This is a genomic window from Desulfovibrio piger (assembly GCF_900116045.1).
GTDB lineage: Bacteria > Desulfobacterota > Desulfovibrionia > Desulfovibrionales > Desulfovibrionaceae > Desulfovibrio > Desulfovibrio piger_A.
Window position 1 is genome coordinate 593,213 of sequence record NZ_LT630450.1, and the last position, 15,180, is coordinate 608,392.

15 protein-coding genes and 1 tRNA gene are annotated in these 15,180 nt (G+C 62.7%); 5 read left to right on the plus strand and 11 right to left on the minus strand.

The annotated features are described in order from the left end of the window. Positions 1-44: 44 nt before the first annotated feature. From DESPIGER_RS02940 to DESPIGER_RS02990, 11 genes are all read right to left on the minus strand, one after another. Entirely contained in the window at positions 45-635 is a 591-nt protein-coding gene (locus DESPIGER_RS02940) for a 50S ribosomal protein L25/general stress protein Ctc (protein WP_072332863.1), read from the minus strand. Between the two features lie 75 nt (positions 636-710). After that, the gene (locus tag DESPIGER_RS02945) at positions 711-1,655 is read right to left on the minus strand and encodes a ribose-phosphate diphosphokinase (protein ID WP_072332866.1); all 945 of its coding nucleotides are present in this window, start codon (positions 1,653-1,655) and stop codon (positions 711-713) included. A 45-nt stretch (positions 1,656-1,700) separates the two neighbouring features. Beyond that, positions 1,701-1,775 (minus strand) — tRNA-Gln (locus tag DESPIGER_RS02950). Continuing rightward, positions 1,766-2,686, minus strand: a complete 921-nt coding sequence (ispE, locus tag DESPIGER_RS02955) for a 4-(cytidine 5'-diphospho)-2-C-methyl-D-erythritol kinase (RefSeq protein ID WP_083575264.1) — start codon at positions 2,684-2,686, stop codon at positions 1,766-1,768. Before ispE ends, DESPIGER_RS02950 begins: the two co-directional genes overlap by 10 nt. Positions 2,687-2,696: 10 nt before the next feature. Continuing rightward, positions 2,697-3,230 carry an ATP-dependent protease subunit HslV gene (gene hslV, locus DESPIGER_RS02960; protein WP_072337505.1) on the minus strand — a complete coding sequence of 178 codons (534 nt, stop codon included), beginning with the start codon at positions 3,228-3,230 and terminating at the stop codon, positions 2,697-2,699. Then, positions 3,230-4,645 (minus strand): M48 family metallopeptidase, encoded by a 1,416-nt coding sequence (locus DESPIGER_RS02965; RefSeq protein ID WP_072332872.1) that lies wholly within the window; start codon positions 4,643-4,645, stop codon positions 3,230-3,232. The genes hslV and DESPIGER_RS02965 overlap by 1 nt, the downstream gene beginning before the upstream one ends. A 10-nt stretch (positions 4,646-4,655) precedes the next feature. Next, complete coding sequence (gene cysS, locus DESPIGER_RS02970) at positions 4,656-6,107, minus strand: cysteine--tRNA ligase (RefSeq protein WP_072332876.1); 1,452 nt, start codon at positions 6,105-6,107, stop codon at positions 4,656-4,658. Positions 6,108-6,121: 14 nt separating this feature from the next. Continuing rightward, positions 6,122-6,550 (minus strand): ribose 5-phosphate isomerase B, encoded by a 429-nt coding sequence (gene rpiB, locus DESPIGER_RS02975; protein WP_072332879.1) that lies wholly within the window; start codon positions 6,548-6,550, stop codon positions 6,122-6,124. Between the two features lie 15 nt (positions 6,551-6,565). Then, positions 6,566-7,333 carry a hypothetical protein gene (locus tag DESPIGER_RS02980; protein WP_072332882.1) on the minus strand — a complete coding sequence of 256 codons (768 nt, stop codon included), beginning with the start codon at positions 7,331-7,333 and terminating at the stop codon, positions 6,566-6,568. Beyond that, on the minus strand, positions 7,330-9,060 hold the full coding sequence (locus tag DESPIGER_RS02985; protein ID WP_072332885.1) for a tetratricopeptide repeat protein: 1,731 nt from the start codon (positions 9,058-9,060) through the stop codon (positions 7,330-7,332). Before DESPIGER_RS02985 ends, DESPIGER_RS02980 begins: the two co-directional genes overlap by 4 nt. Before the next feature lie 3 nt (positions 9,061-9,063). Beyond that, positions 9,064-10,158 carry a sigma-70 family RNA polymerase sigma factor gene (locus DESPIGER_RS02990; RefSeq protein ID WP_072332887.1) on the minus strand — a complete coding sequence of 365 codons (1,095 nt, stop codon included), beginning with the start codon at positions 10,156-10,158 and terminating at the stop codon, positions 9,064-9,066. A 169-nt stretch (positions 10,159-10,327) separates the two neighbouring features. Between DESPIGER_RS02990 and DESPIGER_RS02995 the strand changes: the two genes are divergently transcribed. Genes DESPIGER_RS02995 through DESPIGER_RS03015 form a run of 5 tightly spaced genes read left to right on the plus strand, consistent with a single transcriptional unit; the run spans position 10,328 to position 14,944 of the window. Continuing rightward, positions 10,328-12,730, plus strand: a complete 2,403-nt coding sequence (locus DESPIGER_RS02995) for a homocysteine S-methyltransferase family protein (RefSeq protein WP_072332890.1) — start codon at positions 10,328-10,330, stop codon at positions 12,728-12,730. Positions 12,731-12,734: 4 nt separating this feature from the next. Then, on the plus strand, positions 12,735-13,196 hold the full coding sequence (locus DESPIGER_RS03000) for a TlpA family protein disulfide reductase (RefSeq protein WP_072332893.1): 462 nt from the start codon (positions 12,735-12,737) through the stop codon (positions 13,194-13,196). Next, positions 13,196-13,666 carry an N-acetyltransferase gene (locus DESPIGER_RS03005; protein ID WP_072332896.1) on the plus strand — a complete coding sequence of 157 codons (471 nt, stop codon included), beginning with the start codon at positions 13,196-13,198 and terminating at the stop codon, positions 13,664-13,666. The genes DESPIGER_RS03000 and DESPIGER_RS03005 overlap by 1 nt, the downstream gene beginning before the upstream one ends. A gap of 1 nt (position 13,667) precedes the next feature. Beyond that, entirely contained in the window at positions 13,668-14,213 is a 546-nt protein-coding gene (gene hpt, locus DESPIGER_RS03010) for a hypoxanthine phosphoribosyltransferase (protein ID WP_072332899.1), read from the plus strand. Between the two features lie 26 nt (positions 14,214-14,239). Beyond that, entirely contained in the window at positions 14,240-14,944 is a 705-nt protein-coding gene (locus DESPIGER_RS03015) for a DUF3426 domain-containing protein (protein WP_072332902.1), read from the plus strand. Positions 14,945-15,180 lie beyond the last annotated feature (236 nt).

The window sequence follows — 15,180 nt, forward strand, 5'->3', positions numbered from 1 at the left end:
GCCTCAAAAGAGACCGGCCTGAAAAAACTGCAGTGACAAGCACCTTACTCGGCGGCTTCGGCAGCGTCCTTGCTCTTGGAGAACACGCTCACGATGGCGAAGTTCTTGTCGAACACGGCCTTGACGTTTTCGGGGAGCGACAGGGTCTCCACGGTCACGCTGTCATTGATACCCATATCGGTCACGTCGATGGTCACCTTTTTGGGCATGTCCAGGGGCTTGCAGCACAGGCGCACGCTCTCGCGATAGGTTTCCATCACGCCGCCCAGCTTGACGCCGCGGGAAACGCCCACGAATTCGATCGGCACATCGACCTTGACTTCCTTGTCCAGGTCCACGCCGTAGAAGTCCACATGGGTAAAGGCCTTCTTGTAGGGATGCTTCTGCACTTCCCAGAACATGACGGGGTGCACGGTCTTGGTGCCGTTATCGTCGATTTCCAGGTTGAACACGGCGGTACGGCCCATTTCGGTGTACATTTTTTCCAGAGGCAGCGCGGGAGCCTGCACAGCGATGTTGTCACCCTTGGCGGTGTAGAACACACCGGGGATCATGTCCTGCGTGCGCGCACGGCCCGCAGGGCCTTTGCCGCTACCTTCACGCTTTTGCACGCTCAACGTCTTTTCAATGGTCATGTTTAACTCCTTACCTAGTGCCGCATGAAAGTGCGGGAAGTTTTCTTATATTATGGAGCCGGGAAAACCCGGCATCTATACAAAGAGAACGCTGACGGAGGAACCCGTGTGGATGTTGTGGATGGTCTTGCCCAGCAGGGCAGCCACGGATACCACCTGCAGTTTGGGACACTGCACCAGTTTTTCTCCCATCGGGATGGTATCGGTCACGATGACACGATCCAGAGCCTCGGTAGCGTTGATGCGGTCGATGGCAGGACCGGACAGCACGCCGTGGGAGGCGCAGGCGATGATTTTTTTGGCACCGTACTTGAGCAGGACGTCGGCACCGGCGCACAGGGTGCCGGCAGTGTCGATGATGTCGTCAACGATGATGGCCGTCTTGCCTTCCACATCCCCGATGACGTGCATGGCCTGGGCCTGGTTGGGCTTGTCGCGACGCTTGTCCACGATGGCCAGGGGGGCGTTCAGGCGCTTGGCATAGGAACGGGCGCGCTCCACACCGCCGGCGTCGGGAGAGACGATGACGATGTCGCCTTCGATCTGGCGCAGGGGCTCCATCATGACAGGAGCGGCATACAGGTTGTCCACAGGGCAGTTGAAGAAGCCCTGGATCTGACCGGCATGCATGTCGATGGTCACCACGCGGCCGGCACCGGCCACGCTGATGAAGTCAGCCACCATCTTGGCGCTGATGGGCGCACGGGGGCTTACCTTGCGGTCCTGGCGGGCGTAACCGTAGTAGGGGATCACAGCCGTGATGCGACCGGCGCTGGCACGCTTGAGGGCGTCGAGCATGAGGCAGAGCTGCATCAGGTTGCGATTGACCAGCGGGGGACAGGTAGGCTGGACAACGAACACGTCATCACCGCGTACGTTGTCACCGATTTCAATACGCAGCTCGCCATCGCTGAAGGTGGTTGCCAGAGTAGGAGTAAGCTGACAGCCGAGATGGTCGCAAATGGCTTTGGCCAGCTCGGGATTGGAAGAACCCGTGACAATCTTGAGATCGCTGAACATGGTCCGTTCACCTTGCCGATAGCGGCAGCAGTTATGGTTTGGGTGTGGCTGGGATGGAAGGGCTCGAACCTTCGGATGACGGAGCCAAAACCCGTTGCCTTACCACTTGGCTACATCCCAGCATTCATGGGCAGCACAAAGACCTTCCCGTACTGCGGGGCCAGGCCCTGCGCTGCCGCCTCGGCTGCGTGACGGGCTGGGAACAGGCCGAACATGCTCGATCCGCTGCCGCTCATGCGGGCACAGGCGGCTCCTGAATGGAGCAGGTAGTGTCGGATTGTCTCCAGCTGCGGGTATTCACGCACAACGGCGGGCTCCAGATCATTGCGGATATGGAGCACGTTCTCTGTGGTGACGCGGAACGTCGTTCCCGTCACGATTTTACCCATCACGAGAAGCGTTTCATTATCCTTGCTCCCCGGATTTGTCAAGCATTTGCCGCCAGCTTTTTCCGCTTCTGCCGTCAAAGCGTCATAGGCCCGATAGGCCCACGGTGTGGAGACATGCACCGGAGGGCAGACCAAGACGAGCCACCAGCCGGGCAGATCGACTTCGGCCGGTGCCAGCACTTCACCGATGCCGGTCACACGCCGGGGCTGACCGTGCAGGAAAAAAGGGACGTCCGCGCCGACGTTGATGGCGGCTTTCTCCAGCTCTTGCAGCGGCAGGGGGGTCTCCAGGCAGGTATTGAGCCACAGGAGCAGGGCAGCGGCATCACTGCTGCCGCCCCCCAGGCCTGCGCCGTGGGGGATGCCCTTGCGCAGGGTGACCTCCACGCCCGGGCAGGCCGCCTGTTCCGGCAGCAAGGCCGCAAAAGCGGCGTGGGCCCTGGTCAGGGTGTTGTGCTCCAGATCGATGCCGGGGGTATCGCAGTACACGCGGATGCCTGCCCCTTTCCTCCGCTCCACCAGCAGGGTGTCGAACGGACGGGCCAGAGGATAGAACACGGAATCAAGGGTATGGTAACCGTTGGACAGGACGCCGGTTATCTCCAGCCCCAGGTTGATCTTGCAGCCGGTGCGGATCTCCACGCTGTTCCCCCTACAGGGTCTCGACCACGAAATGGTCGTTGGTGTAGACGCAGATCTCCGAAGCGATCTTCATGGATTCCAGGGCCAGTTCCCGGGCAGGCAGGCTGCTGTGGCGCAGCAGGGCGCGGGCTGCGGAAAGGGCATAGGGGCCGCCGCTGCCGATGGCCGCCACGTCATCATCGGGCTCGAACACGTCCCCGTTGCCGGAGAGCAGCAGGATGTGCTCACCGTCAGAGACCAGGAGCATGGCCTCCAGACGGCGCAGGTACTTGTCCTTGCGCCATTCCTTGGTGAGCTCCACCGCGGAACGCTGCAGGTTGCCGCGAAATTCCTTGAGCTTGGCTTCGAACAGCTCGAACAGGGTGAAGGCGTCGGCCGTGGCGCCGGCAAAACCGGCCACAATCTTGCCGTCATACAGGCGGCGCACCTTGCGGGCGGTATGCTTCATGATCATGGACTGGCCCAGGGTGACCTGGCCGTCCCCGGCCATGGCTACCTGCCCGTCCTTCTTGACTGCCAGGATCGTCGTCGCGTGCGTTTCCATCATCGGTCTTCCCAGATTTCCTTGCGTTCTTTGTACACCGCATCCAGCTTGCGGAACGCCGCGCTGTCGGCGGATTTTTCCGTCTTTGCCTTGGCCTGCTTGAAGTAGCGCTCTGCCAGCTTGCGGTTGTTGGAATAGATGGCGCTGTAGGCCATGTGGATATAGGCCAGCCCTGTCCTGCCTGTGGAGCCCAGCGAGCGGGCGTAGGCTTCGTGGACATCGGCGGCTTCCGGCACGACCCGCAGGACTTCCGTATAGTACGGCTGGGCCTGCCGGGCACGGCCGGTCTCATCCAGCATGCGCGCATAAAAGAATCTGGCCATGAAATCGTTTTTGTCCAGCTGCATGGCCTGACGCAGCAGACCTTCCGCCCTGGCCATATCGCCTTTGCGGTAATGGAAGGTCCCGGCTTCACGCAGCACCAGCGGGTCTTTGGGAGCCAGCCGCAGGGCCTGGTCAAAGGCGGCGGTGGCCTCGCGGATGTTGTTCTGCCGCGAAAGGACCATGCCCCGCCCCATGCAGGAAAGGGCATCCTTCCCGGAAAAGCGCTGCAAGGCCGCCTGGACATCACCATAACGGCCCCAGAGGATGGTCTGGACCCTCTTGAAGCGACGATTGTCGAACGAGCGGTTGCGGATGCTTGCGGGGAAGGAGCTCAGGCGGGCCTGGATGCCGTTGATGCGGTCACCGATATCCGGGTGGGTGGACAGGTAGGCGGGCACACTGGCGCCTGTCATCCAGCTTTTCTGGCGCATGATCTTGAAACCGCCCACAAGACCCGAAGGAGGATAACCCGCCCTGGTCAGATATTGCAGGCCGATCTGGTCGGCTTCGTTTTCATCCAGACGGCTGTAGTTGAGCATGGCGGACTGTCCTGCGCCCAGGGCCCCCACGGCCACGGCACCGCCGGCGGGCCCGCCCACGGCCACACCGGCGATGGCCAGCAGCAAACTGCCCACCGACAGATACTGGGCCCGTTCCAGGCGCGAGGCCACATGGCGCTGGGTCACATGGGCCAGTTCATGCGAAAGGACGCCGGCCAGCTGGCTCTCATCCTCGAAGTTCATGATCAGCCCGGTGAAGACATAGACATGGCCGCCGGGGATGGCAAAGGCGTTCATGGCATTGTGCAGGATGACGCCGGACGTGAAGGTGAAAGGTTGGGGCGGGATTGCCTTGACCAGACGGCGGACAAGGCCATCCACATAGTTGCTGACCTCAGGGTCGTCGACCATGGGCAGGCTGGAGCGGATGGCCACATCGAACTTGTGCCCCATCTCCTTCTCGTCCTTGAGGGAGACCCCTCCAAAGAAGAACGCCCGGGCCGTCAGCGGCAGAAGCAGCTGGGCGACCAGGAAGACACTCAGCATCACCAGCGCCACAGGGCGACGGAACTTCCCGAAACGATGCAGCATCGTCACCTCGCTAGGCTATGTCCCAGACCTGCCCTTCCACGGTATCACGCACGGCCACACCCAGTTCGGCAAGCGCGGCGCGCAATTCGTCGGAGCGGGCAAAGTCCTTGGCCGCACGGGCCGCGGCACGCTCGTCCAGCAAAGCCTGCACGCGCGGCACGTCGATGTTCAGGCGGGCCGCCCGCTGGTCTCGCAGGGCCAGCAGGAAGGTGGCGGGGTCCTGTCCGAACAGGCCCAGCTGGGCCGACCAGTCGCTGCGGCGCTCAAAGAACTCTTCCAGCAGCCGGCGGGCACCTTCGCCCGCGCGCAGGGCCTTGTCTTCCAGCACGCGGTTGACCAGACGTACCTGGGAGAAGATGTGCCCCAGGGCCTGGGCCGTGTTCACATCGTCGTCCAGGGCAGCGCTGAAGCCCTGGCCGTGATCGTCCCATTCTTTGAGGATGTCCGCGGGCAGGTCGACTTTTTTCCACTTGGCCCGTTCCAGAGCCTTCCCGGCCTCCAGCTGGCATTCGTAGATGCGCTGCAGGGCCTTTTCGGACTCGTCCATGATGTCGGCGGTGAAGTCGATGGGGCTGCGGTAATGCTTGCCCAGCAGGAAAAAGCGCAGGGTCTCGGGCAGGTAGCTGCCCAGGATATCGCGGATGGTCTTGAAGTTGCCCAGTGATTTGGACATCTTCTCGGCATTGACCTGCACGAAGCCGTTATGCACCCAGAAGCGGGCCAACTGGCAGTTGCAGGCCGCTTCGGTCTGGGCGATCTCGTTCTCGTGATGGGGGAAGATGAGGTCCTGGCCGCCGCCGTGGATATCCAGCGGCAGATATTCCTTGCTCATGGCCGAGCATTCGATATGCCAGCCGGGACGGCCCTTGCCCCAGGGACTTTCCCAGAAGGGTTCGCCGGGCTTGGCCGCCTTCCACAGGGCAAAGTCCAGCGGGTCCTGCTTTTCTTCACCGGGGGCCACGCGGGCACCGGCCTGCAATTCGTCCAGGCTGCGGCCGGAGAGCTTGCCGTAGGGCGGATAGGCCCGCACACGGAAGTACACGTCGCCGGACGGCACGGCATAGGCCTTGCCCTGGGCAATGAGCTCGGAACAGAGATCCTGCATCTGCTGGATGTATTCTGTGGCGCGGGGCTCGTGATCGGCACGCACCACATTCAGGCGGTCCATGTCTTCATGGAAGGCGTCGATATAGGTCTGGCCCACTTCGCGCCAGTCACGTTTTTCCTCATTGGCGCGGCGGATGATCTTGTCGTCCACGTCGGTAAAGTTGCGGACAAAGGTCACATCCAGTCCCAGGGCGCGCAGGTGGCGCACCAGCACGTCGAAGACCAGGGCGGAACGGGCATGGCCGATGTGGCAGTAGTCATAGGCGGTGATGCCGCAGACATACATGTTGACTTTTCCGGGCCGGACGGGGACGAATTCTTCCTTTTTGCGGGTAAGGGTATTGTAGAGCTGCATGACAGGCCCCCGGACTAGGCATTGAGGAGGTCGATGCGGCGCTGATGGCGGCCACCCTCGAACCCGGTGGACAGGAAGGTGTCGACGATGGCAAGCGCCAGCTCCACGCCCGTGACCCGGGCCCCCAGGCACAGCACGTTGGCATTGTTGTGCAGGCGGGTGAAGCGGGCATGCAGTTCCGTGGTGCACAGCGCCGCCCGGATGCCCTTGTGGCGGTTGGCCGCTATGGACATGCCGATCCCCGTACCGCAGATCAGGATGCCGGGCACACCTTCAGCTTCGACAGCATGGCACAGGGCGTGGGCGAAGACGGGGTAATCGCAGCTTTCCTTGCTGTGGGTGCCGTGATCGGTGACCGTATAGCCCATCTTTTCCAGATGGGCGCGCAGGGTTTCCTTGAGTTCGATACCGGCGTGGTCACAGGCCATGTGGATGGATTTCATGATCTCTCCTTGAGGTTATTGCTGGGGAACCGTGTAACGTTCCAGGGGCAGTACCGGGGTGCTGTCCGGCAAAAGCAGACTCAGCTGCGCATTATTGAAAGGAGCCGGGGCCTGACGTTCCTTGACCAGCAGCACGGCCGTCTGGCCGTCAGGGTGGCGCAGGCTCAGGCGACGGGGCAGGCCAGCGTCATCGTAGGCGATGGTCATGCTCCAGCCGCGACGGCCGTTTTCCTGCCAGGCCACGGCCTGGCCCTGGGCGTCGATCTCCAGAAGGCCGCCTGTGGCAGAGGAAAGGGTAAAGCCGACATGCCCGTTGGCAAGGGCCCGGCTGTCGGAGTAGCGGTCGCCGAAGACCGTCACGAGGCGGCCGTTGAGCAGGGCCGCCAGCTGATCCAGGGCAAAGGGCACCGGCACGCCGACGCGCAGCAGGGGCTTGTTGCTGCCCTGATGGAAAAAGGCCCGGTTTTCCGTGGGACTGTAAACGAGGAACTCATCGCCGGATTCCCAGATCTTGGCCACCACGGCTCCGATACCGGCCATGACATCCATGCGCAGGCTCCGGCTGTCATTGCCCCAGAGCAGGGCCGTGACGCGCCGGGTATCGCCTTCCGTGCCGAAACGCAGGCTGGCGTTCAGCAGGTAGGGGGCTTCCTTGATGGCTTCGCTGCGGGCCACGAAAGCCTGCCAGCGACCGGCGCCGTCAGCCGGCGGTACAGTCACGGGCTGGCGGGCACAGGCCGAAGCCATGAACATCAGGACGATGAGACAAAGGATCTTTTTCATAGGTCCCCCAGACGCAGGCGCAGGGAATCCGCATTGGCGGGTTTGAGTTTCAGGGCCTGTTCGTAGGCCTTGCGGGCTTCTTCTTTCTGACCCGCGGCGGCGGCGATATCGCCGTAGTGTTCCAGGATCTCGGCTTCAGGCGAGGGGGTGAGGGCCACAGCGCGCCGGATGGCCTGCAGTGCCTCTTCCGTACGGCCCAGGCGGAACAAGGCCCAGGCCAGGGAATCCACGATGAAGAACTGGTCAGGAGCCAGACGGTCGGCCTGCTGCAGCAGCTCCAGAGCGTGCTCCAGGTCCTTTCCCTGCACGGCCAGACTGTACCCCACATAGTTCAGGGCCTGATAGTGTTCGGGATGGCTGGCGATGATGCCCTGCATGACCTTCATGGCTCCATCATGTTTGCCGAGGCTGTCCAGGAGGCTGCCGAGGGTAAAGGCCAGCTCCGGGCTGTCCGGTACAAGCGTCACGGCCTGGCGGGCCTTGTCCAGTGCTTCGTCCATGGCGTGCATGCGGGCCAGCAGGCGGATCTCCAGCAACAGCAGGGTCTCGTTGCGGGCATGGCGCTGCTGGAGGCTGCGCACGGAGGCCAGGGCCTCCTTCTCCTTGCCTGCATCGGCGAGGATCTGGGCTTTCAGGCCCTCCGCCCGTACGGCTGCGGGGCTGGTGGCGGGGATCCTGGCCAGCCAGCTCAGGGCCAGCTCCGTGTCGCGGCGCTGGTCACGGGCGATGCCGGCCAGCATCAGGAAAACATCGGGGGGCACACCGGGCTCGTCCAGCATCTCCTTGAGCAGCCGCTCTGCCTGCAGGTAATGACGGCTTTCCAGGAACATGCTGACGGCTGTGAGCTTGAAGGCCGCGGAGTCCGGGCCCTTGCGGAAATATTTCAAGGCCTTTTCCGGCTGGTTGAGACGCAGTGAAAGGTGGACGAGACGCAGACAGACATCCTGTTCCGAGACCTGGAGCTTGAGCAGCTTCTCATAGACGGAGCGGGCCTCGTTCCACTGCTTCTGCTGTTCGTAGGCATAGGCCAGCTCCACCAGGGCCTCGACGAAATCCGGCATGGCCTGGATGGCCTTCTGGAGCAGCGGTATGGCTTCCGCACGGCGCTGCATCCCGATCAGGGCCCGGGCATGGTAATAGTCCACCATGGGCGTGCGCTCGCCGGCAGCGATACTGCCGATATGTTTTTCCGCCTCATCGAATCTCTTGGCCTTGACCAGCAGCAGGATCAGCTCCATGCGGGCATCCAGGGAGTCGGGATGCCGCGTCACGAAGGCCTGTATCTGTTCCAGCCCCTGTTCGGCCTTGCCGTGGGCCGCCAGTGCCTCGGCATTGAACAGATTGAGGGGCAGATCGTCGGGCCAGACCTGCAAGCCCAGTGCCAGCAGGGAAAGGACGTTCTCCGAATGGCGGCTGTCCAGCCACAGGGCACCTTCCAGCCAGGCCTTGGGCGGAAGGGTCCCGCCGGTCATCTGCCGGGCCGCCTGCAGGAGCAGTTCTTCATCCTCGTCGGCAAGGGCCTGCATATAAAGGAGATAGGCGTAGGTATCCTTGGCGGCCGGCGAAAGCTCTTTTTCCTCGGGCAGGATCTCGATGCCCTGGAAGGAGGGAGAGGCGGCCCCGCTCCGGGGCTGGGTGGAGGCACAGCCGCCACAGCCCAGCAGGGACAGGGAAAGCGAACCGCTCAGCAGGGCAGAGCAGAGCAGGAAGATGGTCTTGTTTCTCATAACTCACTGAATCCAGGCGTCGGAAAAGTCCTTGATGTCCAGGGCCAGGTGCTGGCGGATCTTCTCCAGAAGACGGGCTTCCAGCTGGCGTACACGCTCGCGGGTCACGTTATATCGTTCACCGATCTCGCGCAAGGTGACGGGGTCGTCTGTCAGCAGGCGGTTCTGCAGGATGTAGAGTTCCTTTTCGTTGAGCTTGGGCAGGATGGTCTTGAGCTTTTCGCGCAGCAGTTCCGCCACTTCGGAATCCCCCAGGCTGTCTTCGATGCCCGGTCCCAGGGCCGGCAGGAAATCCATGCGGGTGGCACCGCCGGCCTCTTCACCTACCTGCGCATTGAGGGAAAGGTCATTGGCGGCAAGGCGCTGATCCATCTCGGTGATCTGTTCCTCGCTGACGCCCAGACGCTCGGAGAGCATGGCAGCATCGGGGTCGAAGCCCTGGGCCACCAGCTTTTGCCGCTCGCGGTTGAGATTGTAGAACAGCTTGCGCTGCACCTGGGTGGTGCCGATCTTGACCATGCGCCAGTTGTCCATGATGAACTTGAGGATATAGGCCTTGATCCAGAACGAGGCATAGTAGGAGAACTTGATGCCCTTGTCGGGGTCGAACTTGTTGACGGCCCGCATAAGGCCCACATTGCCTTCCTGGACAAGGTCGAGGACGTTCTGCATCCAGCGGCGCTGGAAATCCATGGCGATGCGTACCACAAGGCGCAGATGTGACGACACCAGCCGGAAGGCGGCGTCGGGGTCATTGTGATCGCGTACCCGCACGGCCAGCTCGTGCTCTTCCTCGGGCTTGAGCATGGGGAAACGGCTCACCTCGCGCAGATAAAGCTGCAGACTGTCCCGGCCGCCGGTAGACGGCAGGCGGGGCATGGACGGCGCAGGGAGGCTGGATTCGTCATGGCTGCCTTCCGTGAGCAGCATGGGGCCGTCTTCGCCCACATCCAGAATCTCACCCTGGTCGAGGCTGTCCTCGTCGAGCTCTTCCAGGGGGTCCAGAGAGCTGTCTTCGTCGGCGGCATCCAGGACTTCCACGTCCGCCACGGGCGCGGAAGAAGAGGGGTCAGGGACATTTTTGTTGCTTTTTTTCATTATGTTCCTCAGGGGGCTGATGACATCCCTGATGTCGGTGCAGCCCCATGCTATAGTTTTGATTTGTCCTTTTCAATGATTTTCAGTAGTAAAAGCCTTGCGGCTGCTTGCGGCCGGCCCGCTGACGGGCGGATGCCACATCTTATTTTATAAAAGGCTGGGTACAGGAATGAAATTTGTTCAGCGCCTTGCGGAAAGGCGCCCGTTGTTGCTTGATGGCGCCATGGGGACCATGTTGCAGGCTTCCGGCCTGCCGGCCGGGGTCAGCCCGGAAGAGTTCTGCATGGAGCGGCCGGATATCCTTCAGGCTATCCACAAGGCCTACCTTGATGCGGGAGTGGACATCATCACGTCATGCACGTTCGGCGGCAATCCCTGCAAGCTCCCGGCCTCCCTGGATGTTTTTGCCTTCAACAAGCGAATGGTGGAGACAGCGCGCGCCGCGGCCGCCCAGGCCGGACGCCCCGTGTTCGTGGCCGGCAACGTGGGCCCGAGCGGTCACTTTGCCCGCCCCCTGGGCGATATGGAGCCTGAAGATCTCATCAGGGCCTTCGCGGAGCAGATACGCGGCCTCGTGGCCGGTGGCGCGGACCTCATCTTCATCGAGACCCAGTTCGACCTGGCCGAAGCCAGGGCTGCCGTGGCGGCCGCGCGCCAGGTCTGCGACCTGCCCGTCATGGTCTCCATGACCTTCGAACAGGGCGTCAGCCTGACGGGCTCTTCCCCCACCATCTTTGCCGAGACCATGCAGAACATGGGCGTGGCGGCCCTGGGCACCAATTGCAGTCTGGGGCCGGACCAGATGCTGCCCGTGGTGGAAGAGCTGCTGTCGGCCTGTTCCTGCCCTGTCGTCGCGGAACCCAATGCCGGTCTGCCGGAGCTGCGCGGCTCGGAGACCGTCTTCCCGCTGGGACCGGAAGCCTTTGCCCAAAAAACGGCAGCGTTCGCGGCCCGTGGGGCCCGGGTGCTGGGCGGCTGCTGCGGCACCACGCCCCGGCATCTGGCGGCCCTGCGCCAGGCCCTGGAAAGCGTGTCCTGCGAAGAACGTCCGCTGGTCAGCCCTGCGGGCATCTGCCTGACCAGCCGTTCGCAGCTCCTGCGTCTGGGAGAAGGGCAGCCGTTCAGCGTCATCGGCGAGCGCATCAATCCCACGGGCAAGAAGGAGCTGACCAGCCAGCTGCAGGCCGGACAGTTCGACGAGGCCTTCCGCCTGGCCGATGAGCAGCTGCAGGCCGGGGCCCGCATCCTTGATGTGAACGTGGGCGCCTCGCTGGTGGACGAGACCGTGCTCCTGCCCGACCTGGTGCAGCGTCTGGTCTCCCGGGTGGACGTGCCCCTGTCGCTGGATTCTTCCAGCGCCCAGGCCATCGCCCGTGCCTTGCCCTACTGTCCGGGCTCCTTCCTTGTCAATTCCATCAGCGGCGAAGCCGGGCGCATGGAGCTGCTGGGGCCGGTCTGCCGCGATTTCGGCGCGCCCTTCATCCTGCTCCCCCTGCAGGGGACGAAACTGCCCGTCCGGGCCTCCGAGCGCATCGCCATCGTGGAAAAGCTGCTGGAACAGGCCGATGCCCTGGGCATCCCCCGCCGTCTGGTGATGGTGGACATCCTGGCCCTTTCCGTGTCCTCCAAGCCCGAGGGCGCCCTGCAATGCCTTGAGATGGTCCGCTGGTGCCGCAGCCAGGGGCTGGCGACCACGCTGGGGCTTTCCAATGTTTCGTTCGGCCTGCCGGCCCGCGACCTGCTCAATGCCACCTTCATGGCCATGTGCGCGGGCGCCGGGCTCTCGTCCTGCATCGCCAATCCTTCCGCGCCACGCCTGCATGAGGCCTGTGATGCCGTGGCCGTGCTGCAGGGGAGCGACAGCAACGCCGGTTCGTTCATCGCCTCCTATGCCGACTGGAAAGCCAGCGGCGGTGTGGTCAGGGCAGGGAAGGGGCCGGGCGCCGCTGCCGAGACGTTGGGGGATGCCGTCCTTTTCGGGGACCTGGAGAACGTGCTGCCCCTGCTGGAAAAAGAGCTGGCCGCCGGTGCCGAGCCTTTCGCCCTGGTGCAGGACGTCCTGATCCCGGCCATCACCGAAGTGGGCGCGCGCTATGAGCGCCGGGAGTACTTCCTGCCCCAGCTCATCCGTGCGGCGGAGACGATGCAAAAGGCCTTTGCCCACCTCAGGCCCCTGCTGGAGAAGAGCCGTGGCCCCGAGGAACGGCCCGTGATCGTCATGGCCACCGTGGAAGGGGACATCCACGATATCGGCAAGAACATCGTCTGCCTGCTGCTGGGAAACCACGGCTTCGAGGTCATCGACGCCGGCAAGGATGTCCCTGCGGAGCAGATTGTCGCTTGCGCTTTGGAACATAAGGCGCGTATCATCGGCCTGTCGGCCCTGATGACCACGACCATGGTGCGGATGGAAGACACCATCCGCCTGGTGCGGGAGCGTGAGCTTCCTATCAAGGTGCTGGTGGGCGGCGCTGCCGTGACCCAGGCCTTTGCTGATGCCATTGGTGCGGACGCCTATTGTGAAGATGCGGTCAGCGCAGTGCGGGCCGCCAAACAGTTTGTCACAGGATAATCTCATGAAGCGATTCGTTTTGCCCCTGCTGCTTCTGGCGCTGCTCCTGCCCTGCCTTGCGCAGGCTCAGGACTTCAAGACCGTGGAGCTCAAGGACCTGACCGCCATAGTGGCCCAGAACAAGGGCAAGGTCGTCATGCTCAATTTCTTCGCCACCTGGTGCCCCCCCTGCCGGGAAGAGATCCCGTTCCTTGTCAGTCTGGCGTCCCGGTACGAAGGGAAAGCCGTCATCGTGGGGCTTTCGGTGGACGAAGACGCGGGCGCGCTCCCGGCCTTCCTCAAGCGGCTGAAGGTCAATTACCCTGTTTACAGGGCCAGCGAGGATGTGATCCGTGCTTTCAACGTGCGCACCATCCCGCACAACGTTTTCTACGGCAAAAATGGTCGGCTGGCCCTGATGGGGTCGGGCATGGTCTCGAACAAGGAACTGACGGAAATATTCGATTCTCTCGGAGAGCAAAAGTAATGAACGATACCTACACGGTGCGCCGTGCGACCATGGACGATGTGAAGGATATCCACGCCCTGCTGATGGACAGTGCACGCAAGGGCCTGCTGCTGCCCCGCGCGCTGATCTTCCTGTACGGTCATGTCCGCAATTTTCTGGTCATCGACGATCCCCGGGGCGGCCTGGCCGCCTGTTGCGCCCTGGCGCCTGTCTGGGAGGACCTGGCCGAGGTCTGTTCGCTGGCGGTGCGCGAAGACCTGCGCAAGCAGGGCCTGGGCCGCAAGATCGTGACGGCCTGTGTCGACGACTGTCGCAGCCTGCATCTCAAAAAGGTCTTTTCCCTGACCTATCAGGCGGCTTTTTTCGAGCGCATCGGCTTCCATGAGGTGGACAAGGGCGTCCTGCCCCAGAAGATCTGGGCGGACTGCGTGCATTGCGCCAAGTATCCCGACTGCGACGAAACCGCCATGTTCCTGGAGCTTGCATAGCATGAACACCATCAAGGAGCGCAGGATCGTCTTTACTGCCGGCCAGATCGCCGAACGCGTGCGTGCCATGGCCGCCGAGATCGATGCCTGTTACGGCGATGACCCCGTGGTGGCCGTCTGCGTCCTCAAGGGGGCGGTGTTCTTTTTCACCGATCTTGTCCGGGCCATGCGCTCGGAGAACCTCGAACTGGATTTCGTCCGTCTGTCCAGCTACGGCAGGGGGACATCCAGTTCCCGCCATGTGGTGTTCAGCAAGGACGTGGATTGCGACATCGCCGGCAAGCATGTGCTGATCGTCGAGGATGTGGTGGACAGCGGACTGTCCATGCAGTTCCTGATGCGCCAGTTCGAGGCCCGCGGGGCCCGCAGTCTGCGCCTGGCCGCCCTGGTGGACAAGAACGAACGCCGCGAAGCGGATGTGCGCGTCGATTTTGCGGGCTTCAAGCTCGAGGAAGGCTTCATCATCGGCTACGGCCTTGACTATGCTGAAAAATATCGGGCCCTCCCCGATGTGGAAGAGCTGGTCTTCGAGCCTGCCGCCGATTAGCATCCGCCCGCACCTGGAGCCAAAAGATGGAAATCCAATGCCCCCACTGCGCCAGCCGTTTCAACCTGCCGGAAGACCTTGCCCGGCCAGGTGCGAAACTGCGCTGCTCCGTATGCAGGACGGTCTTTGCCCTGCAAATGCCCGAGCCTGCCCATGAGCCCATCCCGGATCTCTTGCCGGACGATGTGGAACAGCCCCGTCCCCGGCGGCGCTGGCTGTTCTGGCTGATGCTTCTGCTTTTGCTTGCCTGCGGCGGCGCCGCGGTCTACTGGTACTGCTGGCATGAGCGCCCCCTGGCCCCGGTCCAGGGGACGGCGGCCGCTGCCGAAAATATTGCCCTGCTGACCATGAAGGACGTGCGCCAGTATTATGTGAACAATGAAAAAATGGGCAAGATACTGGTCATCGAGGGCAGGGTGGTCAATGAATTCCCCCAGCCCGTGAGCATGATCACCGTGGAAGCCGTGCTCTACGGTCAGGATCAGAAGGCCATCGCGTCCAACCGCCAGACCGCCGGCAACCAGCTGACGCCCCTGCAGCTCACTGTGCTGGACAAGGAAGCCATGGCCAGCCGCCTGGCTGACCCGGAAAAAGAGCAGGGGGCCAATGTGACCCTTCTGCCCGGCGCCAGTGCCCCCTTCATGGTGGTATTCGACAGCCCTCCCGGTGATGTCAGCGAATTCTACGTTGCCATCGTGGATGCGCAAAAGGGCGTGCCCCTGCCCCGTTAGGTATCCGCCAGACTGATTCAAAGCCCCGTGACGGGGCTTTTTTTATGCCTTTGGGCATGCCGTGGAAGCAGCCGGACGGCCGCCCGTTGCGCATGGTATGGCTGACTCCCGCGGTGGGGAAAAGGGGCTGGATATATCACCCTGCCATGTATGTGATAGAAAACACAAGTAGCGGGATGGATCTTTGGCGCAATTTCGCATCATGACTGCATCCATACAGGCGCGATACTGCAACA